Origin of the sequence: Paenibacillus sp. NFR01, assembly GCF_900111565.1 — a bacterium.
GTDB lineage: Bacteria > Bacillota > Bacilli > Paenibacillales > Paenibacillaceae > Paenibacillus_AQ.
Genome location: NZ_FOIK01000001.1, coordinates 629503 through 654447, shown reverse-complemented (window position 1 = coordinate 654447; position 24945 = coordinate 629503). Strand labels below are relative to the sequence as shown.

Annotated in this window: 16 protein-coding genes; 1 reads left to right on the top strand and 15 read right to left on the bottom strand. The window is 56.6% G+C overall.

Annotation, left to right across the window (positions count from 1 at the left end):
* Positions 1–4: 4 nt before the first annotated feature.
* From BMW84_RS02800 to BMW84_RS02755, 10 genes are all read right to left on the bottom strand, one after another.
* A complete protein-coding gene (locus BMW84_RS02800; protein WP_091064222.1) occupies positions 5–1003 on the bottom strand; it encodes a glycoside hydrolase family 130 protein in 999 nt (332 codons plus the stop codon).
* 27 nt (positions 1004–1030) lie between these two features.
* Entirely contained in the window at positions 1031–2350 is a 1320-nt protein-coding gene (locus tag BMW84_RS02795) for a glycoside hydrolase family 125 protein (RefSeq protein ID WP_091064220.1), read from the bottom strand.
* A 29-nt stretch (positions 2351–2379) separates the two neighbouring features.
* The gene (locus BMW84_RS02790; RefSeq protein WP_091064218.1) at positions 2380–5631 is read right to left on the bottom strand and encodes an alpha-mannosidase; all 3252 of its coding nucleotides are present in this window, start codon (positions 5629–5631) and stop codon (positions 2380–2382) included.
* A gap of 2 nt (positions 5632–5633) precedes the next feature.
* Positions 5634–7928, bottom strand: a complete 2295-nt coding sequence (locus BMW84_RS02785) for a glycoside hydrolase family 3 N-terminal domain-containing protein (RefSeq protein ID WP_091064217.1) — start codon at positions 7926–7928, stop codon at positions 5634–5636.
* Between the two features lie 39 nt (positions 7929–7967).
* Entirely contained in the window at positions 7968–8885 is a 918-nt protein-coding gene (locus tag BMW84_RS02780; protein ID WP_091064215.1) for a carbohydrate ABC transporter permease, read from the bottom strand.
* 27 nt (positions 8886–8912) lie between these two features.
* Positions 8913–9833 carry an ABC transporter permease gene (locus BMW84_RS02775; RefSeq protein ID WP_091064214.1) on the bottom strand — a complete coding sequence of 307 codons (921 nt, stop codon included), beginning with the start codon at positions 9831–9833 and terminating at the stop codon, positions 8913–8915.
* 93 nt (positions 9834–9926) lie between these two features.
* Positions 9927–11459, bottom strand: coding sequence for an ABC transporter substrate-binding protein (locus BMW84_RS02770; RefSeq protein ID WP_091064212.1), 1533 nt, complete (start codon positions 11457–11459; stop codon positions 9927–9929).
* Between the two features lie 252 nt (positions 11460–11711).
* Positions 11712–13229: a response regulator transcription factor gene (locus BMW84_RS02765; RefSeq protein WP_091064210.1), complete on the bottom strand. Its 1518-nt coding sequence runs from the start codon at positions 13227–13229 to the stop codon at positions 11712–11714.
* Positions 13222–15030: a cache domain-containing sensor histidine kinase gene (locus tag BMW84_RS02760; protein ID WP_368086711.1), complete on the bottom strand. Its 1809-nt coding sequence runs from the start codon at positions 15028–15030 to the stop codon at positions 13222–13224. Before BMW84_RS02760 ends, BMW84_RS02765 begins: the two co-directional genes overlap by 8 nt.
* A gap of 220 nt (positions 15031–15250) precedes the next feature.
* Positions 15251–16363 carry a PTS transporter subunit EIIC gene (locus BMW84_RS02755; RefSeq protein ID WP_091064209.1) on the bottom strand — a complete coding sequence of 371 codons (1113 nt, stop codon included), beginning with the start codon at positions 16361–16363 and terminating at the stop codon, positions 15251–15253.
* A gap of 203 nt (positions 16364–16566) precedes the next feature.
* Here BMW84_RS02755 and BMW84_RS02750 point away from each other — a divergent pair, with 203 nt between their 5' ends.
* Entirely contained in the window at positions 16567–17526 is a 960-nt protein-coding gene (locus BMW84_RS02750) for an alpha/beta fold hydrolase (RefSeq protein WP_091064200.1), read from the top strand.
* Positions 17527–17599: 73 nt separating this feature from the next.
* Here BMW84_RS02750 and BMW84_RS02745 read toward each other — a convergent pair whose 3' ends face one another.
* The 5 genes from BMW84_RS02745 to BMW84_RS02725 all read right to left on the bottom strand — a co-directional run bounded on the left by BMW84_RS02745 (position 17600) and on the right by BMW84_RS02725 (position 24864).
* A complete protein-coding gene (locus BMW84_RS02745) occupies positions 17600–19204 on the bottom strand; it encodes a glycoside hydrolase family 43 protein (RefSeq protein ID WP_091064198.1) in 1605 nt (534 codons plus the stop codon).
* Positions 19205–19414: 210 nt separating this feature from the next.
* The gene (locus BMW84_RS02740) at positions 19415–21664 is read right to left on the bottom strand and encodes an FAD-dependent oxidoreductase (protein ID WP_091064197.1); all 2250 of its coding nucleotides are present in this window, start codon (positions 21662–21664) and stop codon (positions 19415–19417) included.
* Positions 21665–21681: 17 nt separating this feature from the next.
* Positions 21682–22509 carry a carbohydrate ABC transporter permease gene (locus tag BMW84_RS02735; RefSeq protein WP_091064195.1) on the bottom strand — a complete coding sequence of 276 codons (828 nt, stop codon included), beginning with the start codon at positions 22507–22509 and terminating at the stop codon, positions 21682–21684.
* Positions 22510–22524: 15 nt separating this feature from the next.
* The gene (locus tag BMW84_RS02730) at positions 22525–23409 is read right to left on the bottom strand and encodes a carbohydrate ABC transporter permease (RefSeq protein ID WP_091064190.1); all 885 of its coding nucleotides are present in this window, start codon (positions 23407–23409) and stop codon (positions 22525–22527) included.
* A 117-nt stretch (positions 23410–23526) separates the two neighbouring features.
* Positions 23527–24864, bottom strand: coding sequence for an ABC transporter substrate-binding protein (locus BMW84_RS02725; protein ID WP_091064186.1), 1338 nt, complete (start codon positions 24862–24864; stop codon positions 23527–23529).
* Between the last annotated feature and the right edge of the window lie 81 nt (positions 24865–24945).

Genomic DNA, 24945 nt, shown 5'->3' with positions numbered 1-24945 from the left:
AGCGTTAAACCTCTTCTTCAAGCGGATATTCCCGCATGTAGCCCAGCAGCTCATCCACCGTGGTGAAGGCAACGCCGGTGACGGTGTCGGCACAGCCGTAATAGATGGCGATCCGCCCGGTGGCGGCATCGGTCAGTGCGGCGCAAGGGAAGGTGACGTTCGGCACGTCGCCGACGCATTCGTACAGCTCTTCCGGCCCGAGAATGTAATTGCGCGAACGGCCGATCACTTTCCAAGGCTGATCCAGGTCGAGCAGCGCAACGCCGATCCGGTACACGAACCCGTTGCAGGTATTAATGACGCCGTGGTAGATCAGCAGCCAGCCTTCGTCGGTTTCGATCGGCACCGGTCCGGGACCGATTTTTTTCGACTGCCAGGCTGAAGCGTCTCCGTTTACCGTCCCCATCACATAACGGTGTTTGCCCCAGAAAGTCAGGTCGGGACTGACGCTGTAAAAGATGTCGCCGAACGGCGTATGCCCGGTATCGCTCGGGCGGCTCAGCATGGCATAATGGCCGTCGATCAGGCGCGGGAACAGCACGCCATTGCGGTTGTAAGGCAGGAAGGCATTTTCCAGCTGATGGAAGGTGACGAAATCGTACGTATACGCGATGCCGATGGTCGGGCCGTGATAGCCGTTGCACCAGGTAATGTAGTATTTATCGCCGATTTGGCAGACGCGCGGATCGTAGCGGTATTCCCGCTTGGTGACTTCCGGGTCGCCTTCGAAGGTAATCGGTTCGTGGTTAATGGTCCAGTCGATGCCATTGTCGCTGAAGCCGGCGAAAATATCCATGCTCACCGACCGCGAATCGCAGCGGAACACCCCGGCGTAGCCGTCCTTGAACGGAATCACCGCCGAATTAAATACGCTGTTGGCGTTCGGGATGGCATGGCGCTGAATGATCGGGTTGGCGGAATACCGCCATACCGGGGCGTTCAGTCCTGCGGGTTTGTCCTGCCACGGCATGCCGGGCAGCTCGGTTCCAATGATTTTGCTCATCGTCTCTTCTCTCCCATGTTCTGTAGTTTAGAGGATCTCTTCGTTCATCGCCTGCAGCACCAGCTGCGAGAACAGGCTGTTCGACCAGGCGAACCATTTGCGCGTAAAAATCGCCGGATCGTCGGCATGGAAGCCTTCATGCATGTAGCCGGTGTCGGCGTCGGTCGCTTCGAGCATCGCCAGCATGGCCAGCTTTTCCTCCTTGGAGGTTGCCGTAATGCCCTGCATGGACAGCGCCATATGCCAAATGTAGCCCTTCGGGGTATGCGGGCTGCCGATGCCACGGGCCGCTTGGCCTTCGAAATAAAACGGGTTCTCTTGGCTAAGCGCAAACCGCCGCGTATTCTGATAGATCGGATCATCGGCCGATACGTAACCGAGGTACGGAATGGACATGAGGCCCGGCGTGCCCGCATCGTCCATCAGGCAGTAATTGCCGTAACCGTCGGTTTCGTATGCATAGATCGGGCCGAATTCCGGATGGCGGTAAATCCCGTACAGCTTGATCCCGTGATCCACTTGCTGCTCCAATTGCTTCAGTTCGGCCAGGAAATCGAGGTCGCGGAACACCCATTCGGCGAATTCCTGCATTTGGCGCAGCGCCACGACGGCGAACATATTGCCAGGGATATTGTAATGAAAATCGCAGGCGTCGTCGCTGGAGCGGAAGCCCGACCAGATCATCCCGGTGTAATTGACCGGCATGCCGATGCCGCCGTTCTGGATGGAATCTTCCATAATTCCGTTGTTGCGGGTGAAACGGTACGGCGACTGCTCGAAATGATGCTGCTCGCGTTTAAACAAGTCGGTTATCGTACGCAGCGCTTTTTTAAAATTGGCGGTGAAAAAGTCGGTTTTGTTCGTTGCCTTCCAGTACGTATGGGCAAGCCGGATGACGAAGCACAGCGAGTCGATCTCGAATTTGCGTTCCCACACCCAAGGCGACATCTCCGTCTGGTCGCCGGTATTCCAGTGCCAGTCGTTGCAGGTTTCGTTGAACGCATTGGCGTACGGATCGATCAGGATGTATTCGACATGGCGTTTGATCAGCCCGCCGATGACGCGCTGCAGATCCGCGTCGCCCGCGGCAAACGGAACGTAATGGATCACCTGCTCGACGGAGTCCCGCAGCCAGCAGGCCGGAATGTCGCCGGTAATGACAAACGTGGTGCCGTCATCCAGCAGCTTGGTCGTTGTCTCCAGCGTGTTCGGAAAACAATTGCGGAACAACCGTGCAAGCTTCGGCCGGTGGGCCAGCCTGCGGTCCGCCTCGTCCAGCATTTCCGCAATGGAACGCGGCAGCGGCAGCTTCGGCATTTCGATTTGGGGCAGTCTGAATTGTTCCAAGGAATCAACACTCCTCTAAGTTGATGGGGCTATTTCGGTTCAACGATCCGGATCGTTTGAATCTGATAAGGCGTGAAGGAGAGTCTCAGCAGGCCGTCTTCCGCCGGCAGAAGCTCGAGCTCTTCTTCGAGCGCATTGGATGCGTAAAAGCGTGCGGACGGCTGCGGCCAGCGCAGGGTCACCGTCTCCCGCCCGCCGGCGGATTCGTACAGCCGCAGGATGCTGGCGGTTCCGTCCTCGGACGGTTTGACCGTGTCGAGCACGACATGCTTGCCGTCAAAGCCGATCATGCTGCCGGACGACGGGCGTTCGCCTTCTGCGGCAGGGCAAGCGACGGCAACCTCCGCATGGTTCAGTTCAGCCGCTGCGCGCAGCGTCAACGCTTCGCGCCAATCGCCAAGATGCGGGTACAGCGCATACGTAAATTCATGCTCGCCGAGATCGGCCGTGACATCCGGCCATTTCGGCGCGCGCAAGAGGGACAAGCGAATCGTGCTTCCCTGTACGTCGTATCCATATTTGCAGTCGTTCAGGAGGCTGACGCCGTAGCCGTATTCGCCGACATCGGCGAAGCGGTGGCCGCAGACCTCGTATTGCGCCTGCTCCCAACTAGTGTTGCGGTGGGTAACCCGCTCAATCGTTCCAAACGGAATCTCATAAGTCGCTTTGTTCGCGTTGACGGCAACCGGGAAGCCGACTTTGAGCAATTTATGGGCTTCGTTCCAGTCCACCTTCGTCTTGAAGTCGATCCGCCGGTCATGATGATATAGAATTAATTGCTGCTCGATGACTGACTGGCCGATCTGCCAGCGAAACGCGAGAATATCGCATAAGCTGCCCGTATGCTTGACTTGCTTGTCAATGAGCGCGGCTTCTCCCGCCCGCTGCTGCTCGTAACGGCTGTCGATGTCCCAGGCATCCCAGAGCGTCGGACGGTCATGGAAGAAATGGAAACGGTTCGCCGCTTCGCCCGGCTTGACGATCTCGCGCTCTGCTTCCTTGTCGTACAGGCCGACGATTTCGCCGCGTTCGTTGAACGTCAACCGGTAAAACCCGGTTTCCCAGGCGTCTCCGAGCGGCTGCGGCAGGGTTTGGCATTTGGCGAATCCTGCATAACTCTCTTCGCCCACTGCATGGTCTTCGTGCGCCTCGTAAGCTTCACGAGTCACACCTGCATCATCTGCTTTATTCGCTTGTAGAAGTCCATCCGTATTGGCAGCTTCGGCGAAATCCTCGGCTTCGTGTTCATGCGTGATTTCCGCTCTCACCCAAACCGTAGTGTAGCCGAGCGCCGGAACTTCCGGCACACGGACCCGCAAGGCGGAGCCGCTTTCGCGTTCCAGCAATTCCGTCTCCAGTACATGGCCTTGCTCGTCGCAAACGGCCGGCATTGTTCCCGGCGTCCGGCGGAACGCCAGCTCGACCCGAATATCGCGCTTCCAGCCCAAGCTGTTCAGCACGACATATGCTTGGCCTTCGCCCCGCGTGTCAATACCCGCGGTCACTCCATGCGTACCGGCATCCAATGCCGAATTCCCGAGCGCAAAGATCTTCCCGTATTCCTTCTCCGAAGTCTCATATACTTCGGTAATCGCCGAACCGGGAATGATGTCGTGGAACTGGTTCAGCAGGATCAGCTTCCAGCCCTCATGCAGATGGCCGGATGCCTCATCAAGCCCTTCCATGCTCCGCTGCCGGGCCAGCGCCTGCCACAGCTCCGCTTCCCGGTACAACCCTTCCGCCTTACGGTTATTGCGCTTGTTGCGCGCATGGGTCGTATAAGTACCGCGGTGCAGCTCCAGGTACAGGTCGCCCTGCCACACCGGCAGCTTGGGATCCGCTTGGCGGATGCCTTCAAAGAACTCGGCAGCGGTACTGTAAACCGCCTCCGGTTGTCCCACCATCAGCCCGGAGCGTTCAATCTGCTCCAGCATCTCGCGGGTGACGCCGCCTCCGCCGTCGCCATGCCCGTAGAGCAGCATCTGCTCCGGATGCGCCGCTTTCTCGCGGTAGGACTGCCAGTGGTCGTGTATATCCTTCGGTAGCGTATTTTCATTGACGCCGTGGTTCATGAACGACAACATTGGAGTTCCGTCGATCCCGACCCAATGGAACAAGTCGTAAGGGAACACATTGGTGTCGTTCCAGCCAAGTTTGGTTGTCATGAAATACTCGATGCCGCCGTGCTTCAGAATCTGCGGCAGCGAAGCGCAATAGCCGAAGGTATCGGGCAGCCATTCAATGTTGGAGCGGAGGCCGAACTCCTCCTGATAGAAGTTTTGTCCGTACAGCATTTGCCGCATCAAGGATTCGCCGCTCGGAATATTCAGATCCGGCTCGACCCACATGCCGCCGACAAGCTCCCAGCGGCCTTCGCGTATCCGCGCTTTGACCTTCCCGTACAGCTCAGGATCGTTGTCCTTGAGGTAAGCAAACAGTTGCGGCTGGCTCTGGGCATAACGGAAATGAGGAAATTCCTCCATTAAAGCATTTACCGTCGAGAACGTGCGGCTGGTCTTGCGCACCGTCTCACGCGCCGGCCACAGCCAGGCGATGTCGATATGCGACTGGCCGATCATATGGATCCGGCCTTCGCCGTTGCTGCCGATGGCCGACACGCGTCCGCGCAATGCCTCTTCGATGCCGGCAAGCTTTTCACCGTCCGCTAACGCCGCATCGCCTAGCCCGTCCCAGGCGTCCATCGCCTGAAGCAGCGCTTCGGTCAGCCGGGTACGGCGGAAATCCGAGTCCGGCAGCAGCCGGGCCGCGTCACGGATGACGATCACGGTATGCATCAAGGACTGGACCTGCGGATTCACTTGCACGAGCAGGGCTGAAACGGCGCGGACCGGGGGTTGGATCACCGCCTGCTTGTTCAGCGGGTCATCGGGCTCCGGAATCGCATCGTACAGCTCGATTTCCAGCTGCGGCTCCCAGCCTACTTCTTCAGGATTCAGGCTGACGAAGGTATGATTGCGGTCCAGCCCCTGGCAGGAAGCCCCGTTCACCCGCAGCAGTCCCTCGCCGCCGGACAGGAAACGAAGGCCAATCTCCGTGCCCTGCCAATGCTGCGGAATCGCCGCAGCGGTGCGGAAGAAATACGTATTGCCCTGAACGCTCGGAAATAAAGCAAAGCTCTCGCTGCCTGCAAACGGCTCGGGAGCCGTATAATCGCCGGGAAGACGGTACCGAGACAAAGTGACCTGCCAGTCTTTAAGTTCAATGGATTCCTGCCACTGCCGATCCGCCAGCTCGCGGATAAAGCGGTTGATCCGTTCCATGTTTATTCCTCCGTCACGGTAAGTTGAATATCCAGCGTATCGTTCACATGCCTGCCGATGCCGAGTTTGAACTGTCCGGGCTCCACAACGTAACGGTAATCCAACCCGATATATTGCAGCTGCTCCGGGCCGACGGTGAAGCGTACCCGCCGCTTCTCGCCCGGCTCCAGCCGGATTTTGGCAAAACCCTTCAGCTCCTTGGCCGGCCGCGTAACCTGGCTTACCTGATCGGTTACATAAAGCTGTACCACTTCCGCGCCGCTGCGGGAGCCGATATTTTCGACTTCGACTGAAACCTCGGCCGTGCCGCCCACAGGAAGGGTTGCCGGCTCCACCTGAAGCCCGCTGTAGGCAAACTCGGTATAACTAAGACCGAAGCCGAACGGATATTGCGGCTGCGAATCGCTCTCCAGGTACCGCTTGCCGCGCGAGCGTTTGCCGCGGTAGTGCACCGGCAGCTGACCAACGTCCTTCGGCACGGAAAGAGTCAGCCGTCCCGACGGATTGACGTCACCGAACAGGATGTCGGCAATGGCATGGCCGCCTTCCTGCCCCGGATACCAGGCTTCCAGAATCGCGTCGGCCTGCTCGACGATCCACGGCTCGGCAACCGGACGCCCGTTGATATACACGACGATGACCGGCTTGCCTAGCGCTTGGATCGCCTTCATGAGTTGAAGCTGAACGCCGGACAAGTGCAGCGACCAGCGGTCGATGCCTTCGCCGCAGTCCATGTCGCTGAGCCGGCTGTCCGTTACCTTGGACGCGCCTGTCCGCAGATCAATGCTGTCTTCTCCGAAGTCGCGGGCGCTGGAACCGCCGAGAACGAGCACGACCGTGTCCGCCTGCGCCGCGGTTTCCAGCGCGTATTCGAACCCTTCCTCGGAATCGTCTTTGATTCGGCAGCCCGGCGCGTACTTCACGCGTTCCGGCTCAGCGGCCAGCTTGCCGCAGATGCCCCGCAGCACGGTCGCCACTTTGGCCGGCGGCTGCGGCGACGTATAATCGCCGAGCTGGTTGTACCCGGCATCGGCGTTCGGTCCGATCACGGCGATCGTGCCCGCGTTTTTGTCCAGCGGCAGCACGCCGCTGTTCTTCAGCAGCACGATGCCCTCGGCGGCGACGGTCCGCGCCAGTTCGGCATGCTCCGAGCTGCCGATGACGCGTTCCGCCGCATCCGAATCGGCGTACGGGCGTTCGAACAGCCCGAGCCGGAACTTCAGCGCCAGCACGCGCGCTGCCGCCTTGTCGATGACGGCCTCATCCAATCGGCCGCCGCGCACGGCCGCCGCGAGATGGCGGCCGAACATCACGCCCGACATCTCCATGTCGATGCCGGCCGTCACCGCCTGGACGGCGGCTTCCTCACCGCCGTCCGCGGTGTCATGCCCTGCGGCAAGCATATCGATCGCGCCGCAGTCGGTAATGACCAACCCGTCAAAGCCCCATTCGCCGCGCAGCATGTCATGCAGCAGCTCTCGGTTGACGGTGCACGGAATGCCGTCGATCTCGTTGTACGCCGGCATGATCGAAGCCGCGCCGGCTTCCACCGCCTTGCGGAACGGATATAGGTCCGTCTCCAGCAGCTCGCGCCGGCCCATCGAGACCGGCCCGGCGTTGCGTCCGCCTTCCGAACTGCCGTACGCGACGAAGTGCTTTAAGGTCGCGCCAACCGCCGTTTCGGCATCCAGCGCTTCACCTTGCAGCCCTTCGACGGATGCGACGGCGAACTCGCCGACCAGGTACGGGTCTTCGCCGAAGCATTCCTCGGTCCGGCCCCAGCGGGGATCGCGCACGACATCGAGCACCGGCGAATAGGTCACCGCGCCGCCTTGCGCCCGCGTCTCCAGTGCGACCGCCCGGCACATTTCCCGGTACAGCTCCGTATTCCACGTGCTGCCAAGGAGCAGCGGCACGGGGAACACGGTGGCGCCGATGGCCATATGGCCGTGCGAGCATTCCTCGCCGATCAGCAGCGGAATGCCGAGCCGCGAATGTTCAAGCACATACGCTTGAATCTTGTTCACGGCTACTGCGCCCTCGCGCGGGCTGAGCCCGGTCGCCAGCGTCACGCCGGTCCACGGATCGGCGCGCAGCGTTCCGTACAGCGAGCCGATTCCGCCCTCGCGGACCTGCTCCTTGAATGTCTCGCTGAGCGTCAACGCTCCCTCTTTATATTCATAGGCCTGCCAGCCAAAGCCCTGCACAAGCTGGCCGACCTTCTCTTCCAGCGTCATTAATCCCAGCAGATGCGCAGTGCGCTCCTGCACGGACAATGTATGGTCTCTGTACTTCATAAGTCCTCCACATCCTCCTTCTCTCTTTAATGGATGGTGTTATTCCTTGACTGCGCCTACGGTCAGGCCCTGAATGAAGTAACGCTGAAAGAACGGATAGGCAAAAATAATCGGTCCCGTCGCCAGTACCACCATCGCCATCCGCGACGTGTCCTGCGGCATCGACTGCATCGCTTCCAGGCTGAGCGAGCTGTTCTGCGAGTTTTGCAGAATGAACTGCATGCTGGTCTCGATCCGCATCAGCATCGATTGCAGCGGCACCAGATCGGGTTTGTCGATATAAAGCAGCGCATTAAACCAGTCGTTCCAGTAGCCGAGCGTGCTGAACAGGGCGATTGTCGCCAGGCCGGGCAGCGACAGCGGCAATACGAGCGTCAGGAAGACGCGGAACTCGCCGGCGCCGTCGATTTTACCGGATTCGATAATCGCGTCGGGGACGCTGGTGCTGTAGAAGGTCCGCAGAATCATAATGTAAAAGGCATTGACGGCCAGCGGCAGAATCAGCGCCCAGATCGAATCCTTCAGCCCCAGCATTTGGGTCACAACGATATACGTCGGCACCAGGCCGCCGTTGAAGAGCATGGTGAAGAAGGCAAAAAACGAAAAGAAATTGCGGTACTTAAAGCTTTTCCGGGAAATGGCATACGCGTAAAAGGCAATGAACAGCAGGCTGACAATCGTGCCGATAACGGTCACGAAGATCGTAACGCCGTACGAGCGCAGCAGCGTATCTCCGGATTCGAATACATATCGGTAAGCCCCGAGACTCCATTTAGCCGGGAACAGCCGGTAGCCGTCCCGCGCCAGCACCCCTTCGTCCGTAAACGAGATAAGCACGACAAACAGGAACGGAAAAATACATAAAAAGGCGAATATGCCGGCAATACAGTTGAACACGATGTTCCATCCCGTCGGCAGACGATGGAAGTCGCGCGCTTTGACCACTTTTTCAGACATGGGGTTCCCTCGCTTCCTTCGCTAATCCTAGAATAGTGCGCTGTCCTTATCGAACCGGCGGACGATGTAATTGGAGGTAATGACCAGCACGAAGCCGACGGCGGATTGGTACAGGCCTGCAGCCGTGCTCATGCCGATTTCTCCGGTGGTTTTCAGACCGCGGAATACGTAGGTATCGATAACGTTGGTCACGCTGAACAGCGTGCCGGAATCGCGCGGCACCTGATAGAACAGCCCGAAGTCGGCGTAAAAGATTTTGCCGATCGCCAGCAGTGTCATGATCGTGATAATCGGGCTCAGGAGCGGAATCGTAATCCGGCGGATTTGCTGGAACACGCTTGCTCCGTCGATCATCGCCGCTTCGTACAGCGACTTGTCAATGCCCATGATGGCAGCCAGGTACACAACGCTGTTATAGCCCACGGCCTTCCACAGGTACACGAAAATCAGAATGAACGGCCAATATTTCGATTCCGAGTACCAGGAGATTTCCGTGCCGAACAGCCCGTTCAGCAAACCGCGTTCCGAGCTCAGGAAGCTGAAGGCAAAGTAGCCGACAACAACCCAGGACAGGAAGTAAGGCAGGAACATCCCGGTCTGATAAAACTTCGCCGTCCGCTTGTTTGCGATTTGCGACAGCACGATGGCCATCGCCACGGATAGAATCAGGCCGAGCACGATAAACGCCAGATTGTAGAGCAGCGTGTTGCGCGTGATCAGGTACGCATCATTGGTGGTGAACAAAAACTTGAAGTTGTCCCAGCCGACCCACTTGCTGTTTACGATGCTGGCCCAGAACCCGTCGCGGCTGAACCGGTACGCCTTAAAGGCAATGATCGTGCCGGCCATCGGCAGGTAGGAGAAAAAAATAAACCAGAGCGTACCGGGCAACACCATCAGCAGAAACACTTTATTCTTGAAAATATCCTTTGCGATCTTTCCTATCATTCATGCACCCTCCCGCTTCGCAAAGATTGTAGGCATCCATGCGGATATAAAAAGACCGGGCCAAGTCAACACCCGCCCGGTCTTAAGAACATGCTACTTGTTATTTGCAGCTTTCCAGGCATCCAGTTGGGACTGCGCTTCGGCGATGATTTTGTCCAGGCCGGCCGCTTTGAATTTCTCGATGGCCTTCGGCAAGTACTTGTCGGGATCAACCGAACCGGTCATCAGCGGCGCCCAGAACTCTTCTTTGACGTTCTGAACAGCGGCAATTTCATTGGCGACCTTGGTTGCATCGAAGTTGAAGCCGAGCAACGGCGCGTTAATGCCGGCGTCATTGAATTTCTTGAACTCTTCCCATTTGTTCTCAGGATCGCCTTCGTTCAGGTAGTTAATCATGATGTTGCCGAGCGAGAAGGTCGGCATGTCGTAGTTTTTCGATTCCGGCAGATTCTTGATCATGTTGTCGGAGATTTTTTCGTAATGCACGCCTTCGATCCCCGAGTCGATCATGTTGCGCAGCACCGGATCGGTGTTGAGCAGGTTCAGGAATTCCATCGCTTTTTCCGGATGTTCGGAGTTGGCGGAAATGGCTTGCATCGAGCCCATGACAGACCAGTTATAGATGTACGGTTCGCTGGCCGGCGTGGAGACGACCGGATAACCGTAGCTTGCGGACCAGAGGTTGTCGGCCAGCGGCTGGGTAGCGGCGCGGTCCGTAAACCATTTGCCCGATTTGTACAAATCGTCTACGGAAGTCGTTGTGGCTACTTCAGGCGAAATGTATCCGGCTTGATAGAATTTGCGCACGGTCTTGAGCGCATCCTTCAGTTCTTGGGTTTCGAGAATATCGACGACTTTGTAATCCTTGGTGTCCATGTAGACGGCCATCGGCATTTTCTCGATGATGTAGTCGAACGGCATTACCGGCATGTAGTCCTTGACCATCGCGTAAGGGGTAATATCCGGTTCGTTTTCCTTAATCGTCTTGAGCAGCGGCTCCAGGCTTTCCAGCGATTTCACGCCGCTGATGTCGAGCTTGTATTTATCCAGCAGCGCTTTGTTGAAGCGGTAGACTTCCTGGGCAGGAAGCTCTTTGTTGGCCGGGATCGCGTAGTTGTGTCCATCCACCTTGGAGCCTTCGAGGAAGGCCGGATCGATGGCTTGCTTGATGCCTTGGCCGTATTTGTCGAGCAGATCGTCCAGCTGCATGAATGCGCCTTTACGGGCATTTTGCACGTAGTCGAACGCCCAGGAGCAGGTGAACAGGATATCCATCGGCTCGCCGGAGGCCACCATGACCTGCATCTTTTGCGTGTAGTCGCCGAAGTCGATCATTTTCATATCGAGCTTGACGTTGATTTTCTCCATCGTATATTTATTGACTTCCTCCAGAACCTTGTCAAGGTCCTTCTGCGGAGCGCCGATGGTGTACCAGATCAGCTCGACCGGTTTTTCCGATTTGGCCGGTTCCGCCGTTGCATTGCCCGCGTTGGTTCCCGTGTTCGTGCTTGGCGCGTTGGTCGCTGCCGCATTATTGTTGTTGTTGCCGCCGCATCCACTAAGCGCCATCGTAAGCGCTATCACCGATGTCAGCAGTAAAGAAAAGTGTTTCTTTTTCTTGCTCATCTAGTAAACAACCTCCCTTATGATTCACCCTCTTGGTGCCGGCCCGGCTGCTTCTGCTCCGGTTCCGTTGCCCCGTGGGCTATATATCAAATTTAACGGATGAAAGCCGTTACAAATAGAAGATAAACTATATGATCCAGGGTATAAAATAAAGAAACATGAGGGAGATAACCCTATATACCCGAAGTTTTCTACCATGGATAGTTAGGTATATGGCAGATATTCAGAAAATCCCCCTCTTTTCAAAACAATTTACAGCAACGCTTTGAACTCTGTCGGAGAAATGCTCACATACTTGCGGAATTGTTTGTAAAAATAGCCCATCTCCCAGTAACCGACGCTTTTGGCAATCTCATGGACCTTGTTGTTGGTCGTACGCAGCTGCTCCTTCGCTTTCTCGATCCGGAAACGGTTCAAATATTCGGCGAACGATTCGCCCACCGCCTTATGAAAAATCTGCCCCAGATACACCGGATGCACATTAAACGCATGGCCGAGCTGCTTCAGCGACAAATCCTCGCCGTAGTTCGTCTGGATATATTTCAGCACCTGGTTGACGACCGGGCTTTTGACTTCGCGTTCCAGCAGTTCGATGAGCGAGGTTCCCGTCTGTTTGACAGCTGCCGCAAGTTCCGGAAGCGAACCGGCCAGCCGGATCGCCGTCAGCCCCGTGCCGATCGTATCGGCGCCTTCATCGCTGCGGATCTCCTTAAGCAACATGCGGAAAAAGAGAATCCATTCGAGTGCGAGCTCGGGCAGTGATTCAGGCGTCAGGCCAGCCGTTCGTTCCGGGGAAAAATAAAGATCGACGCAATCGGCCAGCCCCGGCCCGTTCTTCGACATAATCAGCTTTGAGCACTCGCTCCAGTCGCCCGGCAAGCTCTCTTTGAGCGCTTTTGTCCGGTCCTTCAGCTCTTCGTAACGAATTAGCTGCTTGCCGGGGTCAACGGCGAAAAACTCCAGTGCATACTTTGCCTGCCGGTAGCTGCGATGCGGCTCATGTCCGGCTTCGCATACGCTGCCGAGCGCGACGCGCAGGTGCATGTCTTCAGGGGCTTTGCTCCCCAGCTCCTCCAGCATCGCCGCCAGCTCCGCCGCGCCGCGCTCTTTATCCGCAAAGCTTGCGATCAGCACCAATTCGTTGTCCGCATCGCGAAACCAATAGCCTCCCCATGCGTTGCCGGATTGCCATTCGACCGCCGTCCGCAGCCACTCTACTCCGTTCTCATGAGAAATCACCGCGACCTGAATCCAAGGCTGTACTTCAGGCAGGCCCAGCAGCTTCAGCCGCTGCATCAGCTCGTCCGTATCGATCTGGTTGCGCATCCAGCGCAGCAGCACATTCTCCTTGAGCACCTCGGCGGTATAACGCGACCATTCCGACTTCGCGCGCGAGGTATGGATTTTCTCGACCACCGTCTCCAGCGTGCTTTCGAACTCCGCCAGGTTGATCGGCTTGAGCAGATAGTTTTCGATGCCGAGCGACAGTCCTTCCTTGACGTAGGTGAACTCGTCGTACCCGCTTAACACGATTACTTTCACATCCGGTTTGAAGCGCCGGACCTCACGGATCAGCTCCAGGCCGGACATGACCGGCATCGAAATGTCGGTAATCAGAATATCCGCCGGCACTTCCCTCAATTTCGCCAACGCTTCTTGCCCGTTCTCGGCTTGCCCGACGATGCCGAGCCCCAGCCGATCCCAATCCAGAATATCGTGCAGGCCGGACAGAATGAACGGCTCGTCATCAACCAGAAATACGTTATACATTGTGCGCTTCCCCCTCGTCTGTCATCGGAAATGTTATGGTGACCACCGTTCCCGCGCCTTCTTCGCTGCTCAGCTCAAGGCCGTACGGCTTGCCGTACATCAGCCGCAAGCGTTCGTGAATGCTGCGCAGTCCGAACGACTCCGAGCCGCTGGAGCCGGCTTCCTTCTCCAGATTGGCCTGCAGTTCGGCAAGCTTCCCTGCGGGAATCCCTTTCCCGTTGTCGGCCAGAACGGCGCGGATATGATGCTCCTCGCGGAAGACACGGATGGAGATTACATTATCGTTATTCCCTGTACGCATGCCATGCAAAATATAGTTTTCTATAACCGGCTGCAGCGACATCTTCAGCACTGGCAGCGTTTGCAATTGCGGTTCGCAATCGATCGTATAGGCAAGGCGGTCGGAGTAGCGGATGCGGAACAACTCGAGGTACATCCGGCAGGCTTCCAGCTCGTCCTTGAACGTATACCGCTCTTTTTGGCGGACATAGGATTTGAAAAGGACCGACAAGCTGTATATCATTTCGCCGACATCCTTGGCGCCGGTCGAGATTGCCCGCATGCGGATCACTTCCAGCGTGTTATAGAGAAAATGCGGATTCACCCGGGCTTCCAGCGTGGCGAATTCCGTATGCTTTTGTTTGATTTCGGCCTTGTAGACCTGGTCGATATACCGGTTCAGCTCATCGAGCATGTCGTTGAAGCTTTTGGCGATTTGGCCCAGCTCGTCATCCCGGTTGTCGGAGATGCGTGCATCGAAGTCGCCATTTTTCACCTTGCGGGTAAACCGGATAATCCGGTGCGTCCGTTTGGCGAAGCTGGAGATAAACATGGCGGGCAGCAGGACCGCAAACAAAATGCACACGGCGGCAACCGTCACGATCGTATTCCGTGAGCTGCTGTACGTTTGTCCCAGCTCCGCTTTGGAGATCAGGCTGACCACCGAATACCCGCCCTGCGTTTGCGACATACTGCTCACTACCATCCCGTTCAGCGTCGTGCCTTCGTCGGCGTGCACATCCTGCAGCGCCGTATATTTGGTACCGTAGCCTTTGCCCGAGGAATCAAAGATAACGTCATTTTGCGCAGACAACACGAGAATGGTCCCTTTGAAATCCTTGCGGTAGCTGTCGAGGCTTTTCCAGATCGATTCGGAATCGAAGTAGACCAGTACCTGGCCGATGTTGCGCAGCAGCGATTTATTGCTGACCGGGACCCGGATGCTGAACATAGGCTCGCGTGCCATGCCAATGGTTTTGAGAACCCAGATATTCGGAACGGAGACGTAGCTGTCCTCATCCAGCACCATCGTATCCGGTACGAACGACCGGGCGGCGTTGGTGGACACAATCTCAAACTGGGTGCGGTCCTTGTAATAATACATGACCTGCTGGTTGGCGCTGTACAGCATCAGGCTGCGGATATCGCTGTCGTCGTCGATTTTATTTTGAAAATACTGAACCACGTTCGCGGTCGGCTGATCCTCGCTGAAATAACGGTCCAGCCGGTGCTGGACATATTGGTTGTACGGATTTTCCAGCAGATAGGTCGTATTGGTCGCCAGGCTCCCGTCGCGGTACACATCCCGCATCATATCCTGCACGGACTGATATTTGTTCTCTACGAATTCGCTGACGCTCTGCATCGTTTTGCGCTGGATGTCCATCTGCCGCTGTACGGCGGACTGGGAGATCAGCATCAGCGTCAGCGACGAGAACACGATGATCGTGGCGACGAAAATACAGGACACGATCAGAATAAAACGGTTGAACATATTATTCTGCAAATATTTCTGATACACGCTCCGCAAGATTCACCCTCCTGACCGGTTGATCATTCACATTATATCATCTCTTTCTGGCCCGTACTCCCGTGCGGCATAGTGGAGAAATTAAAGATGCCCGTGTACAAATTAAAGAAAAACAGAAAACAAATTAAAGAAAACCGAAAAACCAATTGAAGAAAAGCAAAAAAACCGCGCGGCGCGCGGTTCTTCAGGGCTTCGGGGATTCCGGCCGGTGTCAGGCTTTGCCAATCCGCGAAAAATCCAGCTTTACCAGCAGGGTTATGATGAAGGATATCGCAAGCCCCGCTGCACAGGAGATCAAAAATCCGCCGAACCCGTCGCCAAGGTAAGCAGGCAGCGTAGCAAGTCCCGGAAAAGCGAACGAGATCGCAGCCGAATGGAACATGCCGGCCATGCCGCCGCCGACGGCACCGGCGCAGCATACGGCCACCATCGGCTTGCGCAGCGGCAGATTTACGCCGAACATCGCCGGTTCGGTGACGCCGAACAACGCCGAAATGGAAGCGGATAAGGACAACGTTTTGAAAGAATTGTCTTTCGCCCGCAAAAATACGGCCAATGCAGCCCCCGCCTGGGCAAACGCCGCCGGCCCCATCAGCGCCAATATCGTATCCGAGCCGTTCATCGCGATATTGTTAATGGCCAACGGCACAAGGCTCCAGTGCAGACCGAAAATGACCATCACTTGAATCGCCCCGCCAAGAGCCATCCCTGCACCGACCGGGCTGAGATCGTACACAAAGCTATACCCTTTCGCCAGCGCATCCCCAATGAACGTCCCCATCGGTCCGAACAGCAGCAGCGTCGCCGCAGATACGATTATGATCGAAAAGAAGGGCGTGAAAAAGCCTTTAATAATGCCGGGCAAATACTTGTCGCATAAACGTTCCACGTAAACGAGCAATCCGACCGCCATGATGATCGGAATCGCGCTGGAAGGATAGTTTACCGGCTCGACCGGCAGACCGAAGAAACGGATCTGCTGATGGTCCGCGAACAAAGCGGTTAAGCTCGGATGCAGGAGCACACCGGCAATGACAACGGCGGTATAGGGGTTCGCGCCGAATTTTTTGGCCGCGGTAAAGGCTAGCAGCACCGGAAGATAGTAAAAGAGGCTGTCGGCCATGGCATTCAGCACGAGATACGTGCCTTCGCTTTTACTGACCAGCTCCATCGCCGCTGCTGCGGCCAGCAGTCCTTTCATAATCCCTGCGGCACTCAGGATATTCACCAGCGGCAGAAAAATGCCGGATATGCCGTCGATGATCCGATTCAGCAAGCTTTGCGGCTGCTGCTTCGGTGTTGTCCCCTGGCTGTGTGTTTCCATATATTCCTCCTGGATTAAATAACGAGAATCGCTGGCTTCATCAGACAAGCCGAACATTCAACGATTACTATAACACAGATCGTCCGCGCGACAGCACCCTAATAATTAGTGGACCATGCGCATTGCCGTAGGCAAAACCGGCTTCCCGCTCTATAATGGACGATAGTAAATTCATCCATGCAGCGAAAGGAATGTATCCATCTATGCCACTTCTCGATATGCCCTTGGAACAACTAAAAGAATATACGGGCCGCAATCCGCGCCCGGCGGATTTCGACGCCTACTGGGACCGCGCGCTTCAGGAGCTGGATGCGACCGATCCGCAAATCGAGCTGATTCCGAGCACCTTCCAGACGCCGCAGGTCGACTGCTTCGATCTGTATTTCACCGGTGTCCGCGGCGCGCGGATTCACGCCAAATACGTCCGGCCGAAGCATGCAGCGGAGCGACATCCGGCAGTCGTGCAATTCCACGGCTATTCGGGCAATGCCGGCGATTGGCAGGACAAGCTGGCTTACGCTTCGCTTGGGTTCTCGGTACTGTCGATGGACTGCCGCGGCCAAGGCGGCTCCTCTGAAGATGTCGGCGGCATCAAAGGCAACACCTATCAAGGCCATATTATCCGCGGGCTGGACGACCATCCGGACAATCTGCTGTTCCGTCATATTTTTCTGGATACCGCGCAGCTGGCCCGCATCGCGCTGGGACTTCCCGAAGTAGATCCGGAACGCGTGTATGCCATTGGCGCTTCCCAGGGCGGCGCGCTGACGATCGCCTGCGCCTCGTTGGAGCCGCGGATCAAAAAGCTGGCGCCGGTTTATCCGTTCCTGAGCGATTACAAACGCGTCTGGGAAATGGACCTTGCCAAAGATGCGTACCAGGAGCTGCAAACCTATTTCCGTAATTTCGATCCGCTGCATGAGCGGGAAGACGAGATCTTCACCAAACTCGGCTACATCGACCTGCAGCATCTCGCCGGACGCATCCAGGGCGAAACGCTGATGTTCGTCGGCCTGATGGATTCGATCTGCCCGCCGTCTACGCAGTTTGCGGCGTACAATAAAATCACGGCACCGAAGAAATTGGTCGTTTATCCCGATTTCGGCCATGAGTTTCTCCCCGGCTGCGGCGACAAAACGATGCAGTTTTTGCTGGAGGCGTAACCCGGCAAACCGACCGCAGCATTAAAATGGCCCGGCGGCCTCGTCATTGACGAAGCTGCCGGGCCGTTGTTTTTCATAAATCCGAACCCTTATAATTGAAATAATCAAAATCCGCCGGCTTCCGCTCTCCGGTCAAATCCTGCACGCACAGCCCCACGAAAGCGCCGGTAAAGCCCCAATCCGTAAAAAAGCCGTTGATGTGCCGGGTCGCATATTCGTCGGACAAATGCCCGAACGGCAGCGAACCGCCGATTTCGTACCAAGTCTCTCCGTCGGGCGAGGCCATAAACTGCAAGTCCGGCCCTTTGATGACAACCTTCAGATAACACTCTGCCCAATCGTTCACCGGAAACTCCTCGCTTAGCAGTTCGTCGTACATGCCATTGTCGCTGACCAGCACATTAAGTGATAATCCGGCAAGCTCATCTTGGCTAAGCCGTAAATAGTAGTAGTTTTTGCTGTTGTAATAACAGACGAGTCCGGCCATTTGCTGAAAGCTCTCCGGGGTAAAATCCACTTTTGTTTCCGCTTCCAAGTCATAATGCTGAATGCGCCGGGCGACAAGGCTTTGGCTGTGCTGCGAGTTCAAAGACTCACGGCCGTACATCCGCAAATAACCGAGCCGATCGCTCAAGCTAAGCCATGTTCGGTCGGCGGGTTCGCGCAGCGTGGCATAATGAACATTCAGCGTATCTCCGTCAAAATGATCGCAGACTTCCGGTTTATTCACCGGTGAGGCTTGCAAGTTCGGTGCCTGTACCGTCACTTGCGGGCGCCGACCCTCGACCGGCCGGATCCAGCCGTCTTCCGTCCAGGCGCAGCGCTGGATGGCCGTCTCGCGGCCAAGTGGCGATTGCTGCAGGCCGGGCAGCGGCCGCGAGCAGAGATGCACCATGTACCATTCGCCTTGCGGCGTGTCGACCAGGCAGGCATGTCCCGCCTTTTGCAGTGGCGCATCCGGGTCCCCATAAGAGGTGAGGACCGGATTCTGCGGGTCCACCTCGTACGGTCCCAAGAGCGTGCGCGACCGTGCGACCGTCACTGCATGCTCATAGCCGGTTCCGCCTTCAGCTGTCACTAGATAATAGTAGCCGTCTTTCTTGTAGAGATGCGGCCCTTCCGTGCAGCCCAGCTCCGTGCCTCTAAAGATGATTTCCTTCGGCCCGACCAGTTTCCGCTCAGTCTCCGAATACTCCTGGATTACAATGCCGTGGAACGGGTTGCGGTTTTTGCGGTGATCCCAAATCATGTTGACCAGCCATTTACGGCCGTCGTCATCGTGGAACAACGAAGGATCGAACCCGCTGCTGTTCAAATAAACCGGATCGCTCCACGGTCCGCGGATGTCCTCTGCGGTCGTCACATAGTTTGGCGTATCCTTGAATGCACCAGCTAGGCTTTTGACATCGGTATAAACGAGATAGAACCGGCCTTTGTCAAAGCTGAGGCAGGGCGCCCAGACGCCGCCGGAATTGGGATTGCCGCGCATGTCCAGCAGGCGGCGTTCATCGAGCGGGTGCCCGATCAGCTCCCAGTGGATCAAATCACGGGAATGATGGATCTGCACGCCGGGGAACCACTCGAACGTCGATGTGGCAATGTAATAATCGTCTCCGACACGAAGAATGGACGGATCGGGGTTAAAGCCTTTCAGGATAGGATTGTGAATGGTAGACATGAAATGGCCTCCTGTAGTTTCCGAATCTCTTATCCTTTCACCGTTTGTATACGTTTTCCCTGCCGCAGGAGTTTTTTTCGATTATTCGCCGCAAGCAAAATTTTATTTTATCTATAGACAACACAAACAGCGATGCTCCTCAGAGCACCGCTGCTGTTCCCTTCCCTGTATGGCCTTCTCTTAATTCATCCCACAATGACCCTTTGCCGTTTACTCATAAACCCGTACCTCCACAACCTCCGCCCGCTCCGCACCATTCGTCTCCCGAACAACCAGACGGATTCGATCCGTCTGCATCGGCTGCTCCAGCACATGCACCCGTTTACGAACGCGGTTGGCTGATTCTTCTGCGAGCGTACTCCATGCTCCGTCGATCCATGCCTCTAACGTATATGCCTTCACAACTTCCGGAATAATCGGGAACGGCGTCTCGTGATGATGCAGATTAATCAAATCCTCATTGACATCATCGTTAAACGTAAGATGGATTTCCCGGACACCCGCGGGCCGCGGCAGTTGCAGTTCCACCCATTCGGGGCGACCGGCCTGAAGCGGCTCCGATAGCCAAAGATGCGGACCGCCGAAGGGACGGACATAACCGTCGATCAGCTTTTCCGGTCCAAAGGCCCCAGTCTCTACGGAAAAACAAAACGGCTGTCGCACCAGGCGTTTCATCGACCATTCGACGACCGGCTGATCGGCTTGGCGGTTCTCCAGGTCGGAGCTGACGGTCGGCTGCGCCCCGCGTTCAAAGGCAAGCACGCCCGTTAGCGGCGTGGCTGACGTATGCAGACTGACTGCGGCATTCGCCCGCATAATAAGGAACGCATTGCAAGCCTCGCTTCCATACAACGTAGAATCCGCCAAAACATCCACCCACTGCAACGCTCCGGCCTCAAGCGGAACCGCAATGGATTGTCTGCGATTAGCAGGCACGTAATTCTCCGCCCGCCCCGTGTCCCAGAGCTCGACGTGCAATTCGGTCGCTTCCTTTGCGGAGACCAGCAGCCGCAGCCCGGTCAAGCCCCCTTCGACCGGAAAAAGAATCCCGGCGTCGGCGTCCAGCGGATACTCGCCGGCCGGCTGATCTAGCACGATGGAACTCATCGTGCTAGATGCGCGGACCGCAGACGTCCGCGCCATATCCAGCGGATCATCGCTGCGCAGCCCGATGATCGAGGCGTCCTGCCGCAGCATCAACTGCTGCAGCTCGGCCAGATGCCGCGCGCGCAGCTCGCGCGGCGTGATGCCCTTCTTGGCGCACAGCGCGGCGCCGAAGCCGGCGGCTTCGCCCATGACCGCGCAGGTGGCCATGACGCGCGTCGTGCCGAAGGCGACGTGGCTGGCGCTGATGTTGCGCCCGGCGAACAGCAGATTCTTGACGTTCCGCGAGTACAGCGAGCCGAACGGAATATGGTAGATGCCATCCGGGTGCAGGTGTTTGGAGCCGCTTTGCTCTGCATACATGCCCTGCGGCGGATGCAGGTCGATCGACCAGCCGCCGAACGCAATGCGATCCTCGAACGGCCGCTGGGCGATAATGTCGTTCTGCGTCAGTACGGTATCGCCGAGGAACCGGCGATACTCCCGTTTGCCCGGAGTCGAGCCGACCCATTCCAGCGTCATCGTCTCTGCATCGAATTTGCCGGAATTTTTGATGTAATCCCAAATGCCGTAGATCACCGACCATAACTCGTCGCGGATGCGTTCATTATCATGCACCGTATCCAGTTCCCCGCCCCATTCGATCCACCAGTAATGGCAGCCGGAATCGCCGCTGCGGATGACGCGTTTAATCGGAATCGATGTAGCCGTAATGTCCTTCGCGAACGGCGGAGCAATGAAGCGGACCGGCCGGCCGGCATCTTTCGTGTAGAACAGCAGCGTGCTGCCGAGCGTGATGTCGTCCGCCACTTCCGGCGCCCATTCCTCGCCGTATTCATGCCGGGCTTCCCGGCCGAGACGGTATTCCGCTCCGGCCAGAAATCCGACCAGTCCGTCGCCGCTGCAATCCAGGAACACATCGCTGCTGAACGTAATCAGCCGCTCGGAGCCCATCATCCAGCCCTTAACAGCGTGGATGACCCGCTCCTCCCGCTCGCCGCTGGCCTCGACTTCCCGGACATCCGTGTTAAGAAACAGCGTGATCTTCGGCTCTGCCCGCACCGCCTCCAGCAGCGTCAAATCCCATAAATACGGATTGCCTTCGGGATTGCGGTACTGGTTCTGTATGAACAGCTCGCCCATGATTCCTGTCTCCCGGGCATACCGGTTGACGCCGTGGCTGGTGGCGCCGCATACCCAGACGCGCACCTCGGAGCTGGAATTCCCCCCGAGCACCGGGCGGTTCTGCACGAGCGCCACGGTCATTCCCTGTCTGGCTGCGGCAATCGCCGCGCAGATGCCTGCCAGCCCGCCGCCGATAACCGTCACATCCGATTGTATGAACTCTTGTTGCATTTAAGATTCCCTCCTTATCAGCCTTTGACCGCCGAGCTCGATATGCCTTGAATAATGTATTTCTGGCCGAGCAGAAAAATCAGCACCATCGGAATAATCGCCGCCGAAGCCGCCGCCATCATCCCGTTATAGTCCACGTTGTTCTCCAGCACGAAATTTTGCAGCCCGAGCGGAATCGTATACAGCTTCGGACTTTGCAGGAACACCAGCGCATTCTCGTAATCGTTCCACTGCCAGGAGAAGTCGATGATCGCAAATGTCGCGAGCGCCGGCTTGGCCAGCGGCAGCACCAGCTTGAAGAAAATCCGGAAGTGCCCCGCGCCGTCCAGAAACGCCGACTCCGTAATCTCCTTTGGAATGCCAAGGAAAAACTGACGGAGCATAAACACCCCGAAGATCGAGAACATCGCCGGCAAAATGAGCGCCCAATGCGTGTTGTAGATATGCAGCCAGTTGAACATGATGAACTTCGGCACGAAAATGACCTGCGGCGGAATCATCATCATCGACAGGTACACGAGAAACAGCGAATCCCGGCCTTTAAATTCCGTACGGGCAAAGCCGTATGCGGCCAGCGCCGACATAAACACCGCTCCGGTGGTGCCAATGACCGCGATTTTAAGCGAGTTCAAATAATACGGGACAAAGCTGTAGCTCCCGCTCCAGATCCGCTGATGGTTGCTCCAGTTCAGGTGCGACGGAAGCCACTGCCGGAAGACTTCGCTCGGCGTCTGAAACGACGTGCTCAGCATCCAGAGGAAAGGAACGATCATGAACAATCCGGCAATCAGCATCAGTATCGTAACCGGCAGCTTGACCCGGACGGATCCTCCCAGTTGGTTCATAGATAATGCTCCTTTCTAATAGTGGACCCAACGCTTCTGCCCGATCCACTGGACGATGGTAATGACCAGAATGACGGCGAACAGGAACCAGGAAATCGTAGATGCATATCCCATCTCGTAATAGCTGAATGCCGTCTTATACACGAACAGCGACAGGATGGTGGTGCTTCCGCTCGGGCCGCCCCCGGTAATCGCCTGAATCAGTGAAAAAGACTTCACCGTCATAATCAACCCTGTTATAAGAAGCAGGAAGGTCGTCGGACTGACCAGCGGCCAGATAATCTTCCAGGTAATCTTCCCTGGCCCCGCGCCGTCGATCTTGGCGGCTTCCAGCTGTTCGGTCGAAATTTCCTGAAGCGCGGCCAGGTAGATAATCATGTTGTAGCCGAGCATAAACCAGATCTGCACCACGTCGATGGCGTACATCGCCGAGTTTGTCGATGCGAACCAGCCTGGGGGCGAATGGATGCCGATCCAGCGCAGCGCTTCGTTGATCGGTCCCTGAGACGGCTGGAACAGCAGCATCCACACAAAAGCGACCGCTACGCCGCTCGAAATATAAGGCAGGAAAAACATCCCCCGGAGCAAACCCCGCAAATAGACGCTGCGGTTCAAGACGATCGCGACCAGAAAGGCCAGTGCCAGCGAGACCGGAACCGACAGCAGGAAGATGGCGGTATATTTGATCGCTGCATAAAACTGCTCGTCCCCGAACAGGCGGCTCAGGTTGTCGAGACCGGTAAACTTCCAATTCGGATTGGCGAATTGATAATTCGTGAACATCATCCCGAACGAGAACAGGGCAGGAATAATGAAAAAGGCGAGAATGCCCAGCATATTCGGCAAAATAAACGCATACCCGACCCATCCTTGCCTTTGAATCCAGCTGCTTTTTTTCAAGAAAAGGCCTCCTTTCCGTTAAGAACGAAATAAAATGAAGACAACAAAGAGAGAAGCCGGAAGATGATAACCCTTCTTCTCTCTTTTCGCAGGATGTCGTATGAGATTAACGCCAGACTATTGGTTCAAATACTGCTGATGGCGCTTTGCCATATTTTTCAGCGTCGTGTCCAGATCCTGCTCGTTCAGGAAATACTTCTCGTATTCCTCCTTGCGGGCATCCAGCGCCTGCTGCGGAACGTTGAGCTGGAAGGACGGGAACTGGCCGAAGACGACCTTGTTCATCGATTCCGTATCGTATTTATCCTCTACGCCTTTAAGCAGCAAATCCATTGCCTGCTGGTTGTCGACGCTCTTCGAGGACGGGATGCGTCCGCCGGACGCCATCGGCAGCATGCCGCCGTCCGCGTACCATTTGGCAAATTTCCAGGCTGCGTCCTGATGTTTCGATTTGGCGTTCACAGACAGCACATCGCCCAGACCGCCGGGATATTTGAAGTCCTGCTGATCCGCCGATACCTTTGGAATCGTGGCGAAAGCGATTTTGAAGTCATGAGGATACTCGGTCAGGTTGTTGGCGTTGCGGAAAATAAATTCACCTGCGCTCAGCATCGCCGCTTCGCCTTTCAGGAACATCGTGTCGACCGGCATTTTGCTCGTCACTTGTTCCCCGTACTCCGGCGTGCTCTTATCGGTAAACATCATGTCATGCAAAATTTGAAGCTGCTCTTTCCACAGGTCGTTGTTAAAATTGGACGTGCCGTCAGCCTTGGTCACGCCGAGTCCGGCAATCGTGCCGTCGATGGTCGCCGTAAATGCGGCATCATGCTGGAGCAGGCCGTAGACATTGTCTTTCTTCAGCTTGGCGGCGTATTCGCGGAGGTCCGACCAGGTCCAATCCACCGGCGGCACCGGCAGGCCCGCATCGTCGAGCATTTGTTTGTTCAGCCAGATAAAGAGCATGTTTTTCTTGGTCGGAATGCCGTAGTATTTATCGCCGATTTTCCATTGGGCGGCATCCGCACCCATTTGTCCGTCGATATCATAATCGGACTTCGTGCTCAGGTCCACGGCAACGCCGGCATCCACCCGCTTTTGCAGCCGGTTCACCGTGTAGTTGATGTACAGATCCGCGCCTTGGCCGGTCAGCAGCGCCGTATCCAGCTTCAGATTGCCCGGGTCGTCATTGACGTAGCGGACGTATTCGACTTGGATGTCCGGATTTTCTTTGTTCCAGTTGTCGATAACCGCCTGCGGGCCGGCTTCTGCCGGAACGGCGCCCCAGAGCGACAGCTTCACTTTGTCGGCCGGCTTATTGGAAGCGGATTCAGTTCCGCCCGTGTTAGGCGCCGCTGCGCCGTTGCCGTTACCGGCATTGTTGCCGCCGCAGCCTGCAAGGATTGTCGTAAGCAAAGTCAACGAAAGTGCTGCGCTGTACCACTTTTTCTTGTTCATGCGTCTTTCCCCCTATGATCTTGTGTTGTGGTAACCTTACGTCTCTAACTTTATCACCGAACCTGCGGACGGGGGATTAAC

Coding starts and splice junctions, on each gene's coding strand:
- BMW84_RS02800 (WP_091064222.1), bottom strand. CDS start 1,003: ATGAGCAAAATCATTGGAACCGAGCTGCCCGGCATGCCGTGGCAGGAC.
- BMW84_RS02790 (WP_091064218.1), bottom strand. CDS start 5,631: ATGGAACGGATCAACCGCTTTATCCGCGAGCTGGCGGATCGGCAGTGG.
- BMW84_RS02785 (WP_091064217.1), bottom strand. CDS start 7,928: ATGAAGTACAGAGACCATACATTGTCCGTGCAGGAGCGCACTGCGCAT.
- BMW84_RS02780 (WP_091064215.1), bottom strand. CDS start 8,885: ATGTCTGAAAAAGTGGTCAAAGCGCGCGACTTCCATCGTCTGCCGACG.
- BMW84_RS02775 (WP_091064214.1), bottom strand. CDS start 9,833: ATGATAGGAAAGATCGCAAAGGATATTTTCAAGAATAAAGTGTTTCTG.
- BMW84_RS02770 (WP_091064212.1), bottom strand. CDS start 11,459: ATGAGCAAGAAAAAGAAACACTTTTCTTTACTGCTGACATCGGTGATA.
- BMW84_RS02765 (WP_091064210.1), bottom strand. CDS start 13,229: ATGTATAACGTATTTCTGGTTGATGACGAGCCGTTCATTCTGTCCGGC.
- BMW84_RS02755 (WP_091064209.1), bottom strand. CDS start 16,363: ATGGAAACACACAGCCAGGGGACAACACCGAAGCAGCAGCCGCAAAGC.
- BMW84_RS02750 (WP_091064200.1), top strand. CDS start 16,567: ATGCCACTTCTCGATATGCCCTTGGAACAACTAAAAGAATATACGGGC.
- BMW84_RS02745 (WP_091064198.1), bottom strand. CDS start 19,204: ATGTCTACCATTCACAATCCTATCCTGAAAGGCTTTAACCCCGATCCG.
- BMW84_RS02740 (WP_091064197.1), bottom strand. CDS start 21,664: ATGCAACAAGAGTTCATACAATCGGATGTGACGGTTATCGGCGGCGGG.
- BMW84_RS02735 (WP_091064195.1), bottom strand. CDS start 22,509: ATGAACCAACTGGGAGGATCCGTCCGGGTCAAGCTGCCGGTTACGATA.
- BMW84_RS02725 (WP_091064186.1), bottom strand. CDS start 24,864: ATGAACAAGAAAAAGTGGTACAGCGCAGCACTTTCGTTGACTTTGCTT.